General features: G+C 61.6%; 15 protein-coding genes. 12 read left to right on the top strand and 3 right to left on the bottom strand.

Annotation, left to right across the window (positions count from 1 at the left end; translation table 11 throughout):
- The first annotated feature begins 210 nt into the window (after nucleotides 1-210).
- The 4 genes from KKY_RS15545 (at nucleotide 211) to lpdA (ending at nucleotide 6451) form a co-directional block, all read left to right on the top strand.
- The gene (locus KKY_RS15545; RefSeq protein ID WP_014132324.1) at nucleotides 211-3198 is read left to right on the top strand and encodes a 2-oxoglutarate dehydrogenase E1 component; all 2988 of its coding nucleotides are present in this window, start codon (nucleotides 211-213) and stop codon (nucleotides 3196-3198) included.
- A gap of 67 nt (nucleotides 3199-3265) precedes the next feature.
- Nucleotides 3266-4498, top strand: a complete 1233-nt coding sequence (gene odhB, locus KKY_RS15540; RefSeq protein WP_014132323.1) for a 2-oxoglutarate dehydrogenase complex dihydrolipoyllysine-residue succinyltransferase — start codon at nucleotides 3266-3268, stop codon at nucleotides 4496-4498.
- 113 nt (nucleotides 4499-4611) lie between these two features.
- Entirely contained in the window at nucleotides 4612-5001 is a 390-nt protein-coding gene (locus tag KKY_RS15535) for an MAPEG family protein (RefSeq protein ID WP_014132322.1), read from the top strand.
- A gap of 43 nt (nucleotides 5002-5044) precedes the next feature.
- A complete protein-coding gene (lpdA, locus tag KKY_RS15530) occupies nucleotides 5045-6451 on the top strand; it encodes a dihydrolipoyl dehydrogenase (protein ID WP_014132321.1) in 1407 nt (468 codons plus the stop codon).
- Between the two features lie 75 nt (nucleotides 6452-6526).
- On the opposite strand, the gene KKY_RS20730 is transcribed toward lpdA, so the two are convergent.
- The 3 genes from KKY_RS20730 to KKY_RS15515 are packed head-to-tail and all read right to left on the bottom strand — an operon-like array spanning nucleotide 6527 to nucleotide 10046.
- Nucleotides 6527-8083 carry a hypothetical protein gene (locus KKY_RS20730; protein WP_014132320.1) on the bottom strand — a complete coding sequence of 519 codons (1557 nt, stop codon included), beginning with the start codon at nucleotides 8081-8083 and terminating at the stop codon, nucleotides 6527-6529.
- A gap of 16 nt (nucleotides 8084-8099) precedes the next feature.
- On the bottom strand, nucleotides 8100-9059 hold the full coding sequence (locus tag KKY_RS15520) for a DMT family transporter (RefSeq protein WP_014132319.1): 960 nt from the start codon (nucleotides 9057-9059) through the stop codon (nucleotides 8100-8102).
- Between the two features lie 57 nt (nucleotides 9060-9116).
- Entirely contained in the window at nucleotides 9117-10046 is a 930-nt protein-coding gene (locus tag KKY_RS15515; RefSeq protein ID WP_014132318.1) for a tyrosine recombinase XerC, read from the bottom strand.
- A 119-nt stretch (nucleotides 10047-10165) separates the two neighbouring features.
- Here KKY_RS15515 and KKY_RS15510 point away from each other — a divergent pair, with 119 nt between their 5' ends.
- The 8 genes from KKY_RS15510 (at nucleotide 10166) to KKY_RS15475 (ending at nucleotide 20026) form a co-directional block, all read left to right on the top strand.
- Nucleotides 10166-12331: a primosomal protein N' gene (locus tag KKY_RS15510; RefSeq protein WP_014132317.1), complete on the top strand. Its 2166-nt coding sequence runs from the start codon at nucleotides 10166-10168 to the stop codon at nucleotides 12329-12331.
- 41 nt (nucleotides 12332-12372) lie between these two features.
- Nucleotides 12373-12555 (top strand): hypothetical protein, encoded by a 183-nt coding sequence (locus KKY_RS15505; RefSeq protein WP_139305168.1) that lies wholly within the window; start codon nucleotides 12373-12375, stop codon nucleotides 12553-12555.
- Nucleotides 12552-13112, top strand: coding sequence for a F0F1 ATP synthase subunit delta (locus KKY_RS15500; RefSeq protein ID WP_014132315.1), 561 nt, complete (start codon nucleotides 12552-12554; stop codon nucleotides 13110-13112). The genes KKY_RS15505 and KKY_RS15500 overlap by 4 nt, the downstream gene beginning before the upstream one ends.
- Nucleotides 13112-14647 carry a F0F1 ATP synthase subunit alpha gene (gene atpA, locus KKY_RS15495; protein WP_014132314.1) on the top strand — a complete coding sequence of 512 codons (1536 nt, stop codon included), beginning with the start codon at nucleotides 13112-13114 and terminating at the stop codon, nucleotides 14645-14647. Before KKY_RS15500 ends, atpA begins: the two co-directional genes overlap by 1 nt.
- A gap of 36 nt (nucleotides 14648-14683) precedes the next feature.
- Entirely contained in the window at nucleotides 14684-15568 is an 885-nt protein-coding gene (locus KKY_RS15490) for a F0F1 ATP synthase subunit gamma (protein WP_014132313.1), read from the top strand.
- 81 nt (nucleotides 15569-15649) lie between these two features.
- The gene (gene atpD / locus KKY_RS15485; RefSeq protein ID WP_014132312.1) at nucleotides 15650-17089 is read left to right on the top strand and encodes a F0F1 ATP synthase subunit beta; all 1440 of its coding nucleotides are present in this window, start codon (nucleotides 15650-15652) and stop codon (nucleotides 17087-17089) included.
- A gap of 71 nt (nucleotides 17090-17160) precedes the next feature.
- Complete coding sequence (locus tag KKY_RS15480; RefSeq protein ID WP_014132311.1) at nucleotides 17161-17583, top strand: F0F1 ATP synthase subunit epsilon; 423 nt, start codon at nucleotides 17161-17163, stop codon at nucleotides 17581-17583.
- Between the two features lie 391 nt (nucleotides 17584-17974).
- Entirely contained in the window at nucleotides 17975-20026 is a 2052-nt protein-coding gene (locus KKY_RS15475; RefSeq protein ID WP_014132310.1) for a methyl-accepting chemotaxis protein, read from the top strand.
- Nucleotides 20027-20039: the final 13 nt, after the last annotated feature.

Genomic DNA, 20039 nt, shown 5'->3' with positions numbered 1-20039 from the left:
TTTTTGACCGGGGCCGGCTTTTAGGCCCCGGTTAACCAAAACGAGACGGCGCCGCCGTCATAGTTCGACCGAATTTGGTGGCCCATAGGAGCGTTTCCAGAAAAAGTGGTCACCACTTTTTCGGTTCGGAACCGCGACAAGCCAATACCGGCAACGGGCAGGTTGAATGAATTACCACCCGGGGGATCGGGACCCCCAATCGAGAGCGAAATGGCACGACAGGACCAGAACGAAGCGTTCCTCCTCACTTCCTTCCTTTATGGCGGCAATGCCGATTACATCGACGCGCTGTACGCCCGCTACAAGAGCGATGCGAAAAGCGTCGATCCGAGCTGGGCGGAGTTCTTCGACAATCTTGCCGACAGTGCCGATTGCGTAACGAAAAACGCCGATGGCCCGAGCTGGCAGCGCGCCGACTGGCCGCGTGCCTCCAATGGCGAGATGATCTCGGCGCTCGATGGCAATTGGGGCGAAGTGGCGGTCAAGGCTCAAAAGGCAGTCACCGAAAAGGCCAGGGCCGGCGGCGAGGTGGTTTCGACCGAAGCGGTCATGCAGGCGACTCGGGATTCGATCCACGCCATCATGATGATCCGCGCCTATCGCATGCGCGGCCATCTGCACGCCAATCTCGACCCGCTCGGGCTGGAAAATCGCGAGGAAGCCCCCGAGCTCGATCCGGCGGCCTATGGATTTTCCGAGGCCGATTACACCCGCGAAATCTTCATCGACAATTATCTCGGGCTCGAATTTGCCACAGTGCCCCAGATGCTCGAAATCCTGCGCCGCACCTATTGCGGCACGCTGGGCATCGAGTTCATGCACATCTCCGATCCCGAGGCCAAGGCCTGGATCCAGGAGCGTATCGAAGGGCCCGACAAGGAAATCACCTTCACCCCCCAGGGCAAGCGGGCGATCCTCAATAAGCTGGCCGAAGCCGAAGGGTTCGAAAAGTTTCTCGACGTCAAATATACCGGCACCAAGCGGTTCGGTCTCGATGGTGGGGAATCGCTGATCCCGGCGCTCGAACAGATCGTCAAGCGCGGCGGCGCGCTGGGGGTAAAGGATATCGTTCTGGGCATGCCCCATCGCGGGCGTCTCAACGTTCTGACCCAGTTGATGGCCAAGCCCCATCGCGCGCTGTTTCATGAATTCAAGGGCGGCGCGTTCTATCCTGACGATGTGGAAGGGTCGGGCGACGTCAAATATCATCTGGGCGCATCGTCGGACCGCGAGTTCGACGGCAACAAGGTTCACCTTTCGCTCACCGCCAACCCCAGCCACCTGGAAATCGTCAATCCCGTTGTGCTGGGCAAGGCGCGCGCCAAGCAGGATCAGCTTTCGGCAATCGAGGGACGGTTCGTCGCCGATACGCGCGACACCGATCGCACCGCGGTCCTGCCGCTCCTTTTGCATGGCGATGCGGCCTTTGCCGGGCAGGGCGTGGTCGCCGAATGTTTCGCGCTTTCGGGCCTTAAGGGGCACCGCACCGGCGGGTCGATCCATTTCGTGGTCAACAACCAGATCGGGTTCACCACCTCGCCGCACTTCTCGCGCTCCTCGCCCTATCCGACGGACGTGGCCAAGATGATCGAGGCGCCGGTCTTCCATTGCAATGGCGACGATCCCGAAGCCGTTGTCTATGCCGCCAAGATCGCCGTCGAGTTCCGCCAGAAATTCGGCCGCCCGGTCGTCATCGACATGTTCTGCTACCGCCGGTTCGGCCACAATGAAGGCGATGAGCCCAGCTTTACCCAGCCGCTGATGTACAAGGCCATTCGCGGGCACAAGACGACGCTGGAAATCTACGGCAACAAGCTTGTCGAGGAAGGCGTGCTCACGGCCGAGGAGTTCGATGCCCTCAAGGCCGAATGGCGCGCCAGGCTCGATAGCGAATTCGAGGCCGGCCAGGATTACCGCCCCAACAAGGCAGACTGGCTCGACGGCGCCTGGAAGAACATCAAGCTTGCCGAAGTCGATGGCCCGCGCCGGGGCGTCACCGGCATCGAGATGGAGCGCCTGAAAGCGCTTGGCGAAAAGCTGACAACCGTGCCGGGCGATTTCCATGCGCACCGCACCGTCCAGAGGTTCCTCGACAACCGCAAGAAGATGATTGCCGAAGGCGAGGGCATCGATTGGGCCACCGCCGAGGCCCTGGCCTTCGCCTCGCTGCTCGAAGACGGCCACCCGGTCCGCCTTTCGGGACAGGACGTGGAACGCGGTACGTTCTCCCAGCGCCATTCGGTGCTCTACGATCAGGAAAACGAATCCACCTTCACCCCGCTCAACAATCTTGTCGACGGCCAGGCCCGCTACGAGGTCATCAACTCGCTGCTTTCCGAAGAAGCGGTGCTCGGGTTCGAATATGGCTATTCGCTGGCCGAGCCCAATGCGCTCACGGTCTGGGAAGCCCAGTTCGGCGATTTCGTCAACGGCGCCCAGGTGGTCATCGACCAGTTCATTTCCTCGGGCGAGCGCAAATGGCTGCGCATGAGCGGTCTGGTGATGCTGCTGCCGCATGGCTATGAAGGCCAGGGGCCCGAGCATTCCTCGGCCCGCCCCGAGCGGTTCCTGCAGCTTTGCGCCGAAGACAATATGCAGGTGCTCAACTGCACGACGCCGGCCAATTATTTCCATGCGCTGCGCCGGCAGCTCAAGCGCGACTTCCGCAAGCCGCTCATTATCATGACCCCCAAATCGCTGCTCCGCCACAAGCGGGCCGTGTCGGGGCTGGGCGAGATGGGCTCGGATACCTTCTTCCATCGCCTGCTCTGGGACGATGCCGAGGCGCCGGGCCTGCCCAAGACCGAGATCAACCTTGTGGGCGACGACAAGATTCGGCGCGTGGTGATCTGCACGGGCAAGGTTTATTACGACCTCCTGGAAGATCGCGAAAAGCGCGGCATCAACGATGTGTATCTGATGCGTCTCGAACAGCTCTACCCGTTCCCGGCCAAGGCGCTGATCGACGAGTTGAGCCGGTTCCAGAACGCCGAAGTCGTCTGGTGCCAGGAAGAGCCCAAGAACATGGGCGCCTGGTCGTTCGTTCAGCCCTATATCGAATGGGTGCTCGAACAGATGGGCCGTCCGGGCGGGCGTCCGCGCTATGTGGGCCGGCCGGCTTCGGCCTCGACCGCCACGGGCCTGATGCGCACCCATGTCGCCCAGCTCCAGGCGTTCCTGGACGAAGCTTTCGAGTAAGCCCGAAACCGAGATTGACGAGCCCGGCGCTGCCGGGACCCCAAAGCGAATTGGAAGGATACGAGAGATGTCCACTGAAGTCCGCGTCCCGACCCTGGGCGAAAGCGTTACCGAAGCCACCATCGGGCAATGGTTCAAAAAGGTCGGCGATGCCGTCTCGGCCGACGAGCCCATCGTCGAGCTTGAAACCGACAAGGTGACCATCGAGGTTCCCGCCCCGGTTTCGGGCACGCTCGAAGCCATCTCGGTCAATGAGGGCGATACCGTCGAAGTCGGCGCGCTGATCGCGGCGATTGCCGCCGGCGCCGTCCCGGCCAAATCGGCCGAAGCGCCCAAGGAAGAGCCTAAAGCCGAAGCGCCCAAGCAGGACGCCAAGCCTGCCGAGGCTCCTGCTCCCGCCGCCAAGACCGAAATGCCGCCCGCCCCCTCGGCTGCCAAGCTGATGGCCGAGCGCGACGTCGATCCGTCCTCGGTTTCAGGTTCGGGCAAGCGCGGCCAGGTCCTGAAAGAAGATGTGCTCAAGGCGCTCGACAATACCGGCGCGGCAAAAACCGAGGCCCCGGCTCCGGCCGCTCCGCGCGCCGCACGGGCCGAGGACCAGGGTGGGGAAGAGCGGGTCAAGATGACCCGTTTGCGCCAGACCATCGCCAAGCGGTTGAAGGATGCCCAGAACTCGGCGGCCATGCTCACCACCTTTAACGAGGTGGACATGAAGCCGGTCATGGATCTGCGCAATTCCTACAAGGAACTGTTCGAGAAAAAGCATGGCGTCAAGCTCGGCTTCATGGGCTTTTTCACCAGGGCCGTGGTCCATGCGCTGAAAGAAATCCCGGCGGTCAACGCCGAGATCGACGGCACCGACATCATCTACAAGAACTTCGCCCATATCGGGGTGGCCGTGGGCACTGAAAAGGGTCTCGTCGTCCCGGTGGTGCGCGATGCCGACCAGATGACCATCGCCGAGATCGAAAAGGAAATCGCCCGGCTCGGACGCGCGGCGCGCGACGGCCAGCTTTCCATGGCCGACATGCAGGGCGGCACCTTCACCATCTCCAATGGCGGTGTCTACGGCTCGTTGATGAGCACCCCCATCCTCAATGCCCCCCAGTCGGGCATTCTGGGCATGCACAAGATTCAGGAGCGTCCCGTCGCGGTTGGCGGGCAGGTCGTTATCCGCCCCATGATGTATCTGGCGCTCTCTTACGATCACCGGATCGTCGATGGCAAGGAAGCGGTCACCTTCCTGGTTCGCGTCAAGGAGAGCCTGGAAGATCCCCAGCGTCTTGTTCTCGATCTCTAGGCCATTTCGAAGGGCGGCAACACCGAAACGGCAATGTTTGGCAATCTTGGGCCACCGAACACTCAAGTCCATAGATTTTCGAGCCAACATTGCCCAAGGGGAGCGTTCAAAGCATGACCTTTGAGTTATGGATGGTGGTTGTTTCGGTGGTGCTGCTTTTCGCGCAGATCACCATCCAGGCGCTGCTTCTGACCGCGCAATTGGGCCGCGAATACAATGCCGGTCCGCGCGACGAGGGCACCCCGCTCACCGGTCGGGCCGGTCGGGCCAAGCGCATGGTCGAGAACTATCTCGAGACCTATCCCGCCTTTGTCGCGCTGGCGCTGGCGGTGGTGGTCTCGAACGGTTCGGACTGGCTCACCCAGGGCGGCACCGCGCTCTACATTTTGGGCCGCATTGTCTATATCCCCTTGTATCTGCAAGGTATTTCCTATTTCCGCTCCATGGTCTGGATCCTCGCCTCGCTGGGTCTGGTCGCCATGACAATCGGGCTGATCGTCTGAGACAGCCGCCGCAAACAATCGACTGATTTGAGGACATGAACTGATGGCCGACACATTTGATCTTACCGTAATCGGCACCGGACCGGGTGGTTATGTCTGCGCCATTCGCGCCGCGCAGCTTGGCATGAAGGTCGCCGTTGTCGAGAAATGGCCGAGTTTTGGCGGCACCTGCCTCAATATCGGCTGCATACCGTCCAAGGCGCTGCTGCACGCTTCGGAAATGTTCGAGGAAGCCGGTCACACCTTCCCCCAGCTCGGCATCGAGGTCGGCGCGCCAAAGCTCAACCTGCCCGCCATGATGGCGCACAAGGACGATACGGTGGCGTCGAACACTGGCGGCATCGAATATCTTTTCAAAAAGAACAAGATAACCGCTTTCAAGGGCACCGGGAAAATTGCCGCGCAGGGCAAGGTGACGGTCACTGCCGAGGATGGTTCGGCAACCGAGATCGAAACCAAGAACATCGTCATCGCCACCGGCTCGGTCTCGGCCAATCTGCCCGGAATCGAGATCGACGAAGAAAAGATCGTCACCTCGACCGGCGCCCTGAAGCTCGACAAGGTGCCGGATAACCTGCTGGTTATCGGTGCAGGCGTCATCGGGCTGGAGCTCGGTTCGGTCTGGGCCCGCCTCGGCGCCAAGGTCACGGTCGTCGAATTCCTCGATCGCATTCTGCCTGGCATGGACCTCGACGTCGCCAAACAGTTCCAGAGAATGCTGTCAAAACAAGGGTTTGACTTCAAGCTGGGCACGAAAGTGACAGGCATCGAAAAGACCGAATCGGGTCTCGTCGCGACCCTCGAACCCACCGCCGGCGGGGAAGCGACAACGCTTGAAACCGACATCGCCCTCGTCTCGATCGGTCGTATCCCCTTCACCGACGGGCTCGGACTGGACGATCTGGGCATAGAGCGCGACAAGCGCGGCCGGGTGGTAACCAACGGACATTACAAGACAAATCTCGACGGCATCTATGCGATCGGCGATGTGATCGCCGGCCCGATGCTGGCCCACAAGGCCGAGGACGAGGGCATCGCGATTGCCGAAATCCTCGCCGGCCAGGCCGGGCACGTCAACTATTCCGTCATCCCAGGCGTCGTTTACACCAACCCCGAAGTCGCCTCGGTCGGCAAGACCGAGGAGGACCTCAAAGCCGAGGGTATTGCCTACAAGGCGGCGAAATTTCCCTTTACCGCCAATGGCCGGGCCAAGGCGATGCTCGCGCCACAGGGGTTCGTCAAGATCCTCGCCGATAAGGAAACCGACCGGGTTCTGGGCTGTCACATCGTGGGCAAGGGCGCCGGCGAAATGATCCACGAGGCCGCGGTGCTGATGGAATTTGGCGGTTCGTCCGAGGATCTGGCCCGCACCTGCCATGCTCACCCAACCATGAGCGAAGCGGTGCGCGAAGCCGCGCTGGGGCTGGGCGACGGGTCTATCCACATCTGACGGCCAAGCCCGCTACGCACAAAAAAGGCCGCATCCGCAAGGGGATGCGGCCTTTTTGTTTTGGAGTGTCCGAGTTCAGGGATTGTAGGTCACGGTCCCCGCGTCATAGGCCGTCCGGCAATCGGTGGCGTCGGCGAGCATGTTGGCTTCGAGCAGCTCAAGAGCCCCGCCGCGTCCCTGGAAGCGCGGATCGTCGCACACGCCATCATGGGCCGAAGCGCTTGAATCGTCGCCGAAATTGATGCGGAAATCGCCGTTCGAACCGCCGCTGCCGGACTCGTCGGCAAGCGTTACGGTGCCGTCAGTATAGGCGGTCGAGCAATCGGTGGCATCGGCCATCAGATGATCGTCGAGCGCGACGCCGACCCCCGAGCCGGTAAAGCGCGGATCGTCACACTCGGCATCGTTGGAATAGGTGCCCGAATCATCGCCGAAATCGATGCCATCGATGATGACGGCGCCCGTGCCGTCGCCCAGATAGGTTACGTCGCCGGCTTCAAATGCCTCGCGGCAATCGGTCGCGTCGGCCAAGCGGTGGCTGTCGAGACCGCCGCCAAAGCGGGGGTCGTCGCACTCGCCGTCATTGGCCCAATTGCCTGAATCGTCACCGAAATCGATATCGCCGATTGCGACGTCTGCGCCGGACTCATCGGAGGGGGTGTAGGTCACCTCGCCCGCTTCATAGGCGGTGCGGCAGTCGCTGGCATCGGCCATCAGATGGCTGTCGAGCGAGCCGCCGAAACGGGGATCGTCGCACTCGTCATCATTGGCCCAAGTGCCGGAATCATCGCCGAAATCGATGTCATTGACCGAAACGTCGCTTCCGCCGTCATCGGGCGCGTCATAGGTCACCTCACCGGCTTCATAAGCGGTGCGGCAGTCGGTGGCGTCGGCCATCTCATGGCTGGTCAGCGAACCGCCAAAACGAGGGTCGTCACACTCGCCATCGTTGGCAAAGGTGCCCGCATCATCGCCGAAATCGATATCGCCGGCAGCGCTCGTATCGTCCGGCGCATCATAGGTCACCTGTCCGGCCTCATAGGCGGTACGGCAGTCGGTGGCGTCGGCGAACTCATGGCTCGCAAGCGAGCCGCCGAAGCGCGGATCGTCGCATTCGCCATCATTGGCCCATGCGCCCGAATCATCGCCAAAATCGATGCCATCGACCGGCTGCACCGCGCCGCTGACCTCGTTTGAGGCTTCAAAGGTGACCTCGCCAGCCTCGTAGGCCGTGCGGCAATCGGTGGCGTCGGCCATCAGATGGCTGTCGAGCGAGCCGCCGAAACGGGGGTCGTCGCACTCATTGTCATTGGCCCAGGCTCCCGAATCGTCACCGAAATCGATGTCTCCACCGTCTTCAGCGTTCGGACTGGTGGGAGCCTCGACGGCAACAAGGGTGACTTCGCCCGCTTCGAAGGCGGCCCGGCAGTCGGCGGCGTCGCGCATCTCATCGACCGGGCTGCGGATCAGCGCCGCCCCCGGGCCCTCGAAGCGCGGATCGTCGCACTGGTCGTCATCGGCCCAGGTGCTCGAATTGTCGCCGAAATCGACTTCCTGGGCTAAAATGGGTGCACCGAGCGCAAGAGCAAGGGCGAGCACGGTGCCGCCCATCATCAACCGTGTTGTTTTCATAAAAATCTCGTCCCTCTTACTGGCCGGTTTGCACCGCGCTTTTCGGCAGCGTCGTGAGCCGAGTGAACAGCAAAATGCCGAAAATTACCAGTGCCGTTCCGATGCCGTGGATCGGTGTAAAGGGCTCGCCGAGGATGAAGATGGCAAGCACGATGGTCAGGATCGGGGAGATATTGCCGAACACCGCCGTGCGCTCGGCACCCACCATGCCGATGGCTGCTGCAATGATGGAAACCGGGGCGACCGTGGCGGCGAGCGCCAGCGCGAGCAGGATGAAAAACGCATTCGCGGAAATGGCCAGCCCCGAAGGGGAATGGGTTACAAGAAAATGGAGAAACACGACGCCCGCAGCCGCGATCATCGCAATTGCGGTGAACAGCCTCGGACCCAACGTATCGATCAGCGGTTTGGCAAACAGTTGATAGAGCGCATAGGCCAAAGCGCTGCCCAGCGCAAAGAGAGTACCCGCAAGAACGCTCTCGCCTTCGATCACCATGTCATGGCCAAAGATCACCCCGATCCCAAGATAGGCCAGTAGCGCCGCGGCCACGACCGGGAGCCGGAGTGGGCGGCGGAACAGGACCGCACCCAGGATCAAAACCATGAATGGATAGGTCAAAAGCACCAGCCGGTTGAGCTGCGCGGTAATGAGGTCGAGGCTGCGGAAATCAAGAAAGCTTGCGCCGTAATAGCCTAGGATGCCGATGGCAGCAGCGCCGGCAACGGCGCGGACGGGCACGGGCCGGTTCGCCTGACGACCCCGTCCGGCGCGGCGATCGCGATAGGCGAGAGCTCCCATCAATGCAAAGAATGGCGTCGCCAGAAGCATGCGCCAGGTCAGGGTGGTTATGGCATCGAGGCCCTGCGCGTAAGCGAGTTTTACGAAGATGCCCTTGGTAGCAAACAGCGCCGCGCCGAGCGCAGCGAGCGCGAGACCAACAAGCTGGTCCCGATCGGGTGAGGAAAATGCGGACATAAATGAATACTGGCCAGGACTATGGAAGGTGACCCTATACCCCGATTGCGTCCGGCGCTAGCGGCGTGGATGGGCGGCGCGGTAAGCCTCGAGCAGCCGTTCGCCATCGATATGGGTATAGATCTGGGTGGTTGAGAGCGAGGCGTGGCCCAGCAGTTCCTGAATGGCGCGCAAGTCGCCGCCCCTGGCCAGAAGGTGAGTGGCAAAGGAATGGCGCAGCGCGTGCGGGGTCGCCGAGGCCGGCAGACCCATGGCACCGCGCAATTGCTCGAGCCGCAACTGGATGAGGCGAGGGCTGAGCGGACCGCCGCGTACGCCGCGGAACATGGGTTCATTGAGGGCGGGCGAGAAGGGGCAGAGCCGCAGATAGTCCTCGATGGCCGCCCTGACCGGGGCGATGAGCGGCACGAGGCGGACCTTGTTGCCCTTGCCGTCAATTCTGAGCGTCGCGCCGTCGAGATCGGCGCGGGTCAGAGCCAGGGCCTCGGAAATGCGCAGGCCTGCACCATAGCATAGGGCAATGGCTGCAGTATCGCGCGCCGCGACCCAGGGGCGGTCCTCCTGCTCATGGATGGCCGGGCCGGCTCCCTTTGCTTCGGTTGCGGAAAGGGGCTTGGGGAGCGAACGCGGCAGTTTGGGCGTGCGGACCACCGAAAGCGCCTCGAGCGCCATGATGCCTTCGCGCTCAAGATGGGAGAAAAACGACTTTATCCCCGAAAGCGAGCGGGCAAGACTGCGCGAGCCCAGAGCGTCGCGGCGGCGGGACGCCAGAAAGGCGCGCAGGTCGGCTGGCCGGAGCGATTTGAGATTGGCGATGTCGATGGTCCCGCCGATATGGGCGGAGAGAAATGCCAGGAACTGGTCGACGTCGCGGCCATAGGCTTCCAGCGTCTTGGGGGACAGGCGTCTTATGGTCATAAGCTCGCGCCGCCAGCTCGATATGTGGGCGCGCAAGGCATCGGAGATGGCAAAGCCGGTATCGGTCATGGGACAATATTACCGCCCAGAGGTTACCAGAGCGCCAATTGGGGCTGGCCGAATCGCATTTGACAACTATGGTGCCCGATGGTTGATCTCGTTTCGTTCTCCCAGCGCGAAGGCTCTCGATGACGCTTGGTCCGGTCGTGGCAGTGATGGTGGCGGTTGCCGTGGACGGCCCTTATTCCTATCGGGTGCCCGAGGGAAAAGAGGTCGAGCGCGGCTCGATCGTCGTCGTTCCTTTGGGGCCACGACCCACGCTTGGCGTCGTGTGGGGCGAGCCCAAGGACAATTTCGCCCATAATCGCCTCAAGGATATCGAGCACGTCTTTGATGTGCCCGCGCTCTCAGAGGAGCTTTTGAAAACCATCGATTGGGTGGCGCGTTATACGCTGGCCCAGCCGGGCATGGTGCTGCGGGGGGCGTTGCGCAGCCGCGAGGCGCTCGATCCGCCGCGCCCTCTGATTGCCTATAAGCGCGGCGGTCCCGAACCCGAAAGGATGACGGACGCGCGCGCCCGGGTGCTTTCGGTGATGGAGGACGGCTACCCCTGGGCAAAGCCGGCGCTGATTGGTGCCGCAGGCGTTTCGACGGCGGTGGTGGATGGGCTGGTCAAGTCGGGCTGCCTGCAGCAGGTCGAAGTTCCGGCTCCGCCGCCCGTCCTGCCACCCGAGCCCGATTTCGCACCGGCAAAGCTGTCGGAGGCGCAACAGGCCGCGCTCGAGCAGATTCGGGCCCATGACAAAGGCGGATTTTCGGTGGCTCTGCTCGACGGGATTACCGGGTCGGGCAAGACCGAGGTGTTTTTCGAGAGCGTGGCCGATATGCTGCGCACCGGAAAGCAGGTGGCAATCATCCTGCCCGAAATCGCCCTGACTCATACCTTCCTCGACCGGTTCGAAAAGCGCTTCGGCCAGCGGGCCGCAGAATGGCACTCGGAAATGACGCCTGTTCAAAGGGCCCGGGTGTGGCGGGGCGTTTTGACGGGCGAGGTCAGGGCGGTGATCGGTGCGCGCTCGGCGCTGTTCTTGCCGTTTCGCGAATTGGGGCTTCTGGTGCTCGATGAAGAGCATGACGGCGCCTTCAAGCAGGCCGACCGGGTCAATTATCATGGCCGCGACATGGCGGTGGTGCGCGCTTCGATGGCCGGGGCGCGGGTCATTTTGTCTTCGGCAACCCCAGCAGTCGAATCACGCAACAATGGGGAGACCGGCCGCTATGCGCATGTGCGGCTCGAAAGCCGGTTTGCCGATGCGGCGCTGCCCGATATAACCGCCATCGACATGCGGGCCGAAGGTCCCGAAAAGGGCCAGTGGATTGCGCCGAGGCTGGCGCGAGCGGTGTTCGATGCGCTCGATCGGGGCGAGCAGGCGCTGTTGTTTCTCAACCGGCGCGGCTATGCGCCCCTGACGCTGTGCCGGTCGTGCGGGCATCAGTATCAGTGCCCCGATTGTTCGACCTGGCTGGTCGAGCATCGGTTCCGCGGCGTTCTGATGTGCCACCATTGCGGGCATGAAGAACGGGCGCCCGATGTGTGCGGTTCGTGCGGGGCCACCGATTCGCTGGTGGCGGTGGGGCCGGGCATCGAGCGGCTGGCCGAAGAGGTCGCCGAGCGGTTTCCGGGCGCGCGGCCGGTGGTCCTGTCTTCCGATATGGGGTCGATGCGTCAAATCCGCGACCGGTTCGCCGAAATCGCGCGCGGCGAATACGACATCATCATCGGCACGCAATTGGTGGCCAAGGGGCACCATTTCGAAAAGCTCAGCCTTGTCGGTGTGATCGACGCTGATCTGGGGCTGGCGCATGGCGATCCGCGGGCGGCGGAGAAGACGTTCCAGATCCTGACCCAGGTCACGGGCCGCGCCGGGCGCGAATCGCGCTCCGGAAAGGCGTTCCTTCAAACCTACCATCCCGATCATCCGGTGATGAAGGCGATGGTGAGCGGGGATCGGGAAGGATTTTACAACCACGAACTCATGGTTCGGCGGCAGGGCGGTCTGCCGCCATTCGGTCGGCTGGCTGCGCTAATTGTTTCGGGCAATGAGCACACCCAAACCATGGCTCTGGCCAGGGCGCTGATGGCGGCGGCGCCATTGGCCGAGGGGGTCAGGCGTTTCGGACCCGCCGATGCGCCGGTCGCCATGGTTCGGGGGCGGCACAGGGTGCGTATTCTGGTCCAGAGTCCCAAGGAATTCGATCTGTCGGGCTATGTCCGTTTCTGGCTGGAAACGGGGCCCGCGGCCAAGGGGAATTTGCGTATTCAGGTCGATATCGATCCGATGAGCTTTTACTGATCGCAGAACTTGTTGCGATGCGACATTTGCGACGCCCCAATTTGGCCGTGATGCGCTTGCGTGGCCGGTTTTGGCATGGTAAGGCCACCCCGGAATTCATGGGCATGCCCTTGTTGGCGCTGGCCCTGTCGATCCGAATACAAATAGAAAACAATGCCGCCGCCGCCATTATTGGCGATGACGACGATAAAGGGCGGGGCAAGCAGCGGGGTTACAAGGCTTGAGCGCACCACGATCCGTTCTGTCCAAGATTGCTCGGCCCTATGCGGCAGCGCTCTTTGATCTGGCCAAAGACGGCAAGGTCATCGAGGCGGTCGAAAAGGATCTCGATGCTGTTGCGGGACTCATCAATTCTTCGGACGATTTTTCGCGCTTTCTTGTGAGCCCGACGATCACAACCGACGTCAAGAGCGCCGCACTCAATGCGATTCTCGATAAGGTCAAGCCGGTCGAGCTGGTCGCCAACACGCTGAAGCTGGTGGCCAGAAACGGCCGGCTTTTCGCCCTTTCTGCGATCATCGCCGAATTCAAGCTGCTTGCCGCCGAAGCGCGCAATGAAGTGAGCGCGGAAGTTACGTCCGCCGCTCCTTTGACCAAAGAACAGGAAACCGAACTTGCGAGCGTCCTCAAGGACAAGGTCGGCAAGGACGTTTCCCTTATTACACGTGTCGATGAAAGCCTGATCGGCGGCCTTGTGGTCAAGGTCGGGAGCCAGATGATCGATACCTCCCTCAAGACAAAACTTTCGGCCATGAAGATCGCCATGAAAGGGGTCAGCTAATGGACATCAAAGCTGCGGAAATTTCCGCGATCCTCAAAGACCAGATCAAGGATTTCGGCAAGGAAGCCCAGGTTTCCGAAGTCGGTCAGGTGCTTTCGGTCGGTGACGGTATTGCGCGCGTCTTTGGCCTCGACAAGGTGCAGGCCGGTGAGCTCGTCGAATTCCCCGGCGGCATCAAGGGTATGGCCCTGAACCTTGAAGCCGACAATGTCGGCGTGGTGATCTTCGGGTCCGACCGCGACATCAAGGAAGGCGATACCGTCAAGCGCACGGGTTCGATCGTCGATACGCCCGTGGGCAAGGGCCTTCTGGGCCGCGTCGTCGATGGCCTGGGTAATCCGATCGATGGCAAGGGTCCGATCGAATCCACAGAGCGCCGCCGCGTCGACGTCAAGGCTCCCGGCATTCTGCCGCGCAAGTCGGTGCATGAGCCGATGTCGACGGGCCTCAAGGCCATCGACGCACTGATCCCGATCGGCCGTGGCCAGCGCGAGCTGGTGATTGGCGACCGTCAGACCGGCAAGACCGCCATCGTTCTCGATACCTTCCTCAACCAGAAGCCCGCTCACCAGGCCGGTGCAGGCGAGAGCGAAAAGCTCTACTGCATCTATGTGGCCGTGGGTCAGAAGCGCTCGACCGTTGCCCAGTTCGTCAAGATGCTGGAAGACAATGGCGCGCTGGAATATTCGGTGGTTATCGCCGCAACCGCCTCGGACCCGGCGCCGATGCAGTTCCTGGCGCCGTTCACCGGCTGTGCGATCGGCGAATTCTTCCGCGACAACGGCATGCACGCCGTGATCGCCTATGACGATCTTTCCAAACAGGCCGTCGCCTATCGCCAGATGTCGCTGCTGCTGCGCCGTCCTCCCGGACGCGAAGCCTATCCCGGCGACGTCTTCTATCTCCACAGCCGCCTTCTCGAGCGTGCTGCCAAGCTCAACGAGAATCATGGTTCGGGCTCGCTCACCGCTCTGCCGGTCATCGAAACCCAGGCCAATGACGTGTCGGCCTATATTCCGACCAACGTGATCTCGATCACCGACGGCCAGATCTTCCTTGAGACCAATCTGTTCTTCCAGGGCATTCGTCCCGCGGTGAATGTGGGTCTTTCGGTTTCGCGCGTGGGCGGTTCGGCCCAGATCAAGGCAATGAAGCAGGTTGCCGGTTCGCTCAAGGGCGAGCTTTCCCAGTATCGCGAAATGGCCGCGTTCGCCCAGTTCGGCTCAGACCTCGATGCGGCGACCCAGCGTCTGCTCAATCGCGGCGCGCGCCTGACCGAGCTTTTGAAGCAGCCCCAGTTTTCGCCACTCAAGACCGAAGAGCAGGTTGCCGTCATCTTTGCGGGTGCCAATGGCTATCTCGACGATCTGCCGGTGCGTGGCGTTCAGGCCTTCGAAAAGGCGCTGCTTTCGCATCTGCGCAGCAAGCATGCCGACATTCTTGGCGATATCGCCAAGGAAAAGGCGCTGACCGACGGGATCAAAGAGCGCCTGGTTTCGGCTCTCGATGCTTTCAAGAAGACTTACACCGCCTAATTCCGGCGACCCGGCTGGCAAGGAGCTTTCGGCGCAATGCCCTCTTTGAAAGACCTAAAAAACCGGATCAACTCGGTCAAATCGACCCAGAAGATCACCAAGGCCATGCAGATGGTCGCGGCGGCCAAGCTCCGCCGCGCCCAGGATGCCGCCGAGGCCGCACGTCCCTACGCCGAGCGTATGGAAAAGGTTCTGGCGGGCCTTGGCGCTGCCTATGAAGGCCGTCCCGACGCGCCGGTTCTGCTTTCGGGTACGGGCAAGGAAGATGTGCATCTTCTGGTTGTCGCAACCGGCGAACGCGGGTTGGCGGGGGGGTTCAACTCCTCGATCGCCCGTTTGGCGCGCGAGCATGCCACCAAACTGATTGCCGAAGGCAAGACGGTCAAGATTCTGACCGTGGGCAAGAAGGGCGCCGACATTTTGAAGCGCGGCCTTGCCAAGCATATGGGCGAGCAGATTTCGCTGCGCGACGTCAAGCAGCTCGGATATGCCACGGCCCAGGATATCGGCTCGAAAATCCTCGCGATGTACGCCGCTGGTGAATTCGACGTCGCCACGCTGTTTTATTCGCGGTTCCAGTCGGTCATCTCCCAGGTGCCGACCGCTCAGCAGATCATTCCCGCCAAGTTCGAAAAGGCAGAGGGCGAGGAGCTCAAGTCCGGCTCGGCGATCTACGAATACGAGCCCGATGAAGAGGCGCTGCTCGAAGATCTTCTGCCGCGCAATGTGAGCGTACAGATTTTCAGGGCCTTGCTCGAAAACAACGCTTCGTTCTTCGGCGCGCAGATGACCGCCATGGACAACGCGACCCGCAATGCCGGTGAGATGATCAACAAGCTGACGCTGAGTTATAACCGTCAGCGGCAGGCTCAGATCACCAAGGAACTGATCGAAATCATTTCGGGCGCCGAGGCGCTCTAGGGCAGAGTTAAAGTTACCGCGTTCCGCCGGGAAACAAGTGCATCCCACTTCCCCGGAACGCTCTGGAAAGGACCAAGACCCATGGCAGAGAACAAAACCGGCCGCGTCTCCCAGGTTATGGGCGCCGTTGTGGACGTGACCTTCGACGGTCACCTCCCGGCCATTCTGAACGCGCTTGAAACCGACAACAACGGCAACCGCCTCGTGCTCGAAGTTGCCCAGCACCTTGGTGAAAACGCCGTTCGCACCATCGCCATGGACACGACCGAAGGTCTGGCCCGCGGCGTTGAAGTGCGTGACACCGGCGATGCCATCGAAGTGCCGGTCGGCGACGAAACGCTGGGCCGCATCATGAACGTCATCGGCGAGCCGATCGACGAGGCCGGCCCGGTGAAAACGCCGTCCAAGCGCGCCATCCACCAGCCCGCTCCGGAATTTGTGGATCAGGCCACCCAGGCCGAAATTCTCGTCACCGGCATCAAGGTCATCGACCTGCTCGCGCCCTATGCGCGTGGCGGCAAGATCGGCCTGTTCGGCGGCGCCGGCGTGGGCAAGACCGTTCTGATCCAGGAGTTGATCAACAACGTCGCCAAGGCACACGGCGGGTATTCGGTGTTCGCCGGCGTCGGCGAGCGCACCCGCGAAGGCAACGATCTTTATTACGAAATGATCGAATCGGGCGTGAACAAGGATCCCAAGGAGAACAATGGTTCGACAGAGGGTTCGAAATGCGCGCTGGTCTTCGGCCAGATGAACGAACCTCCGGGAGCGCGTGCCCGCGTCGCCCTGACCGGCCTTTCGATCGCTGAGGACTTCCGCGACAAGGGTCAGGACGTGCTGTTCTTCGTGGACAACATCTTCCGCTTCACCCAGGCCGGTTCGGAAGTGTCGGCGCTTTTGGGCCGCATTCCTTCGGCCGTGGGGTATCAGCCCACGCTCGGCACCGACATGGGCGCGCTCCAGGAACGCATCACCACCACCAACAAGGGCTCGATCACTTCGGTGCAGGCCGTTTACGTCCCGGCTGACGACTTTACCGATCCGGCTCCGGCTTCGACCTTTGCCCACCTTGACGCGACGACTTCGCTCAACCGCGCCATCTCGGAAAAGGGGATTTACCCGGCCGTCGATCCGCTCGATTCCAACTCGCGCATGCTCGACCCCAACATCGTTGGCGAAGAGCACTACCAGACGGCCCGCTCGGTGCAGGAAATCCTGCAGCGCTACAAGTCGCTCCAGGACATCATTGCCATTCTGGGCATGGACGAGCTTTCGGAAGAAGACAAGCTCACAGTGGCCCGCGCGCGCAAGGTCGAGCGTTTCATGAGCCAGCCCTTCCATGTGGCCGAACAGTTCACCGGTTCGCCCGGCATCTATGTCGAGCTCGAAGACACCATCAAGGCCTTCAAGGGTCTGGTTGCCGGCGAATACGACCATCTGCCCGAACAGGCGTTCTACATGGTCGGCACCATCGACGATGCGGTCAAGAAGGCCCAGAAGCTGGCTGCCGAAGCTGCCTGATTGTGAATGTGATCGCGCGGGCCGATAGCCTGCCCGCGCATTTTCCGAACGCGTGAAGAACGGACGAAGTCATGGCCGAAGGCGTCAAAATCGAAATCGTATCGCCTGAAGTTCTCGTTTTGAGCGCTCAGGCGCGCTCGGTGATCGTTCCAGGTTCCGAAGGCTATCTGACGGTCATGGGAGATCATGCGCCGCTCATGGCAGTGCTCAAACCCGGCTTTGTGACGGTGACCGATACCAGCGGCGCCGTTTCCAGCTTTTTCGTTGGGGGCGGGTTTGCCGATATCTCCGATGCGGGCGTGACAATCCTGGCAGAGGAAGCCAAGCCGGCAAGTGAGTTCGGCCGCACCGAAATCGAGGCCCGCATCACCGCTGCGCAACAGGCGCTGGCCGCTGCGTCCGATATCGAGGACAAGAGCGACGCTCAGAACACTCTCGACACCTGGAAGAACCTTCTGCTCGAAAGTGCCACTCTGGGCGGCACAGTACATTAGCTTGGGCTCTTTTTGCTCATTTCGTTTGTCTAAAGGCGCCATTATGGCGCCTTTTTCTTGTCCGGGGCAGTCAAGGCACGCTGTATTGCGGTCGAGCAGAACCGTTCTTTACCTGCGCGAGATTATTGCGTGCTCCGACGGGCGGCCGTCTCAGTAACGCACTTCAAATATAGTTGTCTGCTGCATCTTTGGCCCCTGCCTTGGCTGTGTTTAACGACAGGCAGCAGCAGATCGGGGCGCGGGCAAGTGTTTCGGGGCGTCCAAACGGAAACGATCATTTAATCATATGTCCGTAGCTTTGCGTGGATTTCCCAGGAGGGGGAAGGTATTCGTCCACAAGGAGCTAATGGACATGCGGGGCTTAACCAGCAGAATTCTGGGTCGTATCCCTATGACCACCACGATTGCCGCGATGGTGGTTGCCGCAGTGGTGCTGTCGGTCGGGGCCGTCGTTGTGGCGGTTTATATCAATCTTTCAGCCAACAGCGACGCCGTCGCCAGAGCCAGCCAGCAATCCAATATCCGGACCGCCTCGACAATTCTGGGCGGCATGGGTGGCATTCAGGTGGAATGGACCGAAGAGGGCGACGTCTCCAGCATCGGCACCTGGGTGATGCCGCGCTTCTATAATAACGACATTGCCGATTCGATCGCTCGGGTGACCGGCGAGACGGCGGCGATCTTCGCCTGGAATGCTGATATTCAGGCCTTCGAACAGGTGACCACATCGATGGTCGATGCCGAAGGCAACCGGATCGTTCAGGACCCCATTCCCGCCAATGGCGACATCCACACCCAGATCCTCGAACAGGGCGCGCTGTTCACCGAAAGCGACGTCAATGGCGAGCATTATTATTCGGTCTATCAGCCGATCACCTATCTTTCGGGTACCGATGTCCTGGGGCTTCTCTATGTAGGCGTCAGCCAGGATGCGATTACCGCTGTCGTTACAGACACGATGAACCTGCTGCTGATCGTGGCCGGCATCGCGCTCGCCGTCATGTGCGTGCTTTCGATCTTTGCATCGCGCCTTATCGCGCGGCCGATCCCCGTGCTCTCGGGCGTGATGGGCAAGATCGCGCAGAACGAATTCGACGTCGAGGTGCCTTACACCGAGCGCAAGAACGAAGTCGGCGACATGGCCCGTGCCGTGGAAGTGTTCCGCGAGAACGGCCAGAAGGTTGCGGCGATGACCGAAGCCGAGGCGGCGCGGATCATCGCAGACGAGCAGGCGCGACGGGCGATGATGGGCGAGCTTCAGACGGCGTTCGGCAATGTCGTTGACGCCGCAATCGCCGGTGACTTCTCCCAGCGGGTTGAAGCCAGTTTCGCCGATGCCGAGTTGAACGGGCTGGCCGGCAGCGTCAACGATCTGGTTTCGACCGTCGATCGCGGGCTGAACGAAACGGTCGGCGTTCTCGGGGCACTCGCCAATACCGACCTTACAACGCGGGTCATGGGCGAGTATCAGGGGGCTTTCGCCCAGCTCAAAAACGATACCAACGCGGTTGCGGAAAAGCTCTCCGACATCGTTCTGGAACTGCGCGGCACGTCGCGGACCCTCAAGACGGCCACCGGGGAAATCCTCTCGGGTGCCAATGACCTGTCCGAGCGCACCACGCGCCAGGCGGCGACCATCGAGGAGACCTCGGCGGCCATGGAACAGCTTGCCGCCACCGTCATGGACAATGCCCGCCGGGCCCAGGATGCCTCCCAGACCGCAGCCTCGGTCACCCGATCGGCCGAAGAGGGTGGCGAGGTGATGGAAGCGGCGACCAGCGCCATGGAACGCATCACAACGTCGTCGGCAAAGGTCTCCGACATCATCAAGATGATCGACGATATCGCCTTCCAGACCAATCTTCTGGCCCTCAACGCTTCGGTCGAAGCGGCGCGGGCCGGGGATGCGGGCAAGGGCTTTGCCGTGGTGGCCGTCGAAGTGCGCCGGCTTGCCCAGTCCGCGGCATCGGCTTCGTCCGAGGTCAAGGCGCTGATCGAGCAATCGGCCAATGAGGTCGATGGCGGGTCAAAGCTTGTGGCGCAGGCTGCCGAAAAGCTTGTGGCCATGCTCGAAGCGGCGCGCACCAACACCAGCCAGATGCAACAGATCGCCAATGACAGCCGCGAACAGGCGTCCTCGATCGAGGAGGTCAATGCAGCGGTGCGCCAGATGGACGAGATGACCCAGCACAATGCAGCGCTTGTCGAAGAGACAAATGCAGCCATCGCCCAGACCGAGGAGCAGGCGACCGCGCTCGATCGGATCGTCGATATCTTCAGGATCGATCGCACAACGTCTATCGCACAATCGCCGTCAGCACGGGAAACGGCCGGCGGGCCGGCGGGCGATGCCCGCGCGCTTCAGAGCAAGGTCAAGCAGGCTGCCGGCGCTTATCTGAGCCATGGCAATGCCGCCATCGATCAAGAGTGGAGCGAATTCTGACCGGAATGTCCGG

The sequence above is a fragment of the Pelagibacterium halotolerans B2 genome (genome assembly GCF_000230555.1).
GTDB lineage: Bacteria > Pseudomonadota > Alphaproteobacteria > Rhizobiales > Devosiaceae > Pelagibacterium > Pelagibacterium halotolerans.
This window is presented reverse-complemented; position numbering and strand designations above follow the sequence as displayed.

Excerpts from the sequence above, each read along its gene's own strand:
- KKY_RS15545 (WP_014132324.1), top strand. The coding sequence starts at position 211 with ATGGCACGACAGGACCAGAACGAAGCGTTCCTCCTCACTTCCTTCCTT.
- odhB (WP_014132323.1), top strand. The coding sequence starts at position 3,266 with ATGTCCACTGAAGTCCGCGTCCCGACCCTGGGCGAAAGCGTTACCGAA.
- KKY_RS15535 (WP_014132322.1), top strand. The coding sequence starts at position 4,612 with ATGACCTTTGAGTTATGGATGGTGGTTGTTTCGGTGGTGCTGCTTTTC.
- lpdA (WP_014132321.1), top strand. The coding sequence starts at position 5,045 with ATGGCCGACACATTTGATCTTACCGTAATCGGCACCGGACCGGGTGGT.
- KKY_RS20730 (WP_014132320.1), bottom strand. The coding sequence starts at position 8,083 with ATGAAAACAACACGGTTGATGATGGGCGGCACCGTGCTCGCCCTTGCT.
- KKY_RS15520 (WP_014132319.1), bottom strand. The coding sequence starts at position 9,059 with ATGTCCGCATTTTCCTCACCCGATCGGGACCAGCTTGTTGGTCTCGCG.
- KKY_RS15515 (WP_014132318.1), bottom strand. The coding sequence starts at position 10,046 with ATGACCGATACCGGCTTTGCCATCTCCGATGCCTTGCGCGCCCACATA.
- KKY_RS15510 (WP_014132317.1), top strand. The coding sequence starts at position 10,166 with ATGACGCTTGGTCCGGTCGTGGCAGTGATGGTGGCGGTTGCCGTGGAC.
- atpA (WP_014132314.1), top strand. The coding sequence starts at position 13,112 with ATGGACATCAAAGCTGCGGAAATTTCCGCGATCCTCAAAGACCAGATC.
- KKY_RS15490 (WP_014132313.1), top strand. The coding sequence starts at position 14,684 with ATGCCCTCTTTGAAAGACCTAAAAAACCGGATCAACTCGGTCAAATCG.
- atpD (WP_014132312.1), top strand. The coding sequence starts at position 15,650 with ATGGCAGAGAACAAAACCGGCCGCGTCTCCCAGGTTATGGGCGCCGTT.
- KKY_RS15480 (WP_014132311.1), top strand. The coding sequence starts at position 17,161 with ATGGCCGAAGGCGTCAAAATCGAAATCGTATCGCCTGAAGTTCTCGTT.
- KKY_RS15475 (WP_014132310.1), top strand. The coding sequence starts at position 17,975 with ATGACCACCACGATTGCCGCGATGGTGGTTGCCGCAGTGGTGCTGTCG.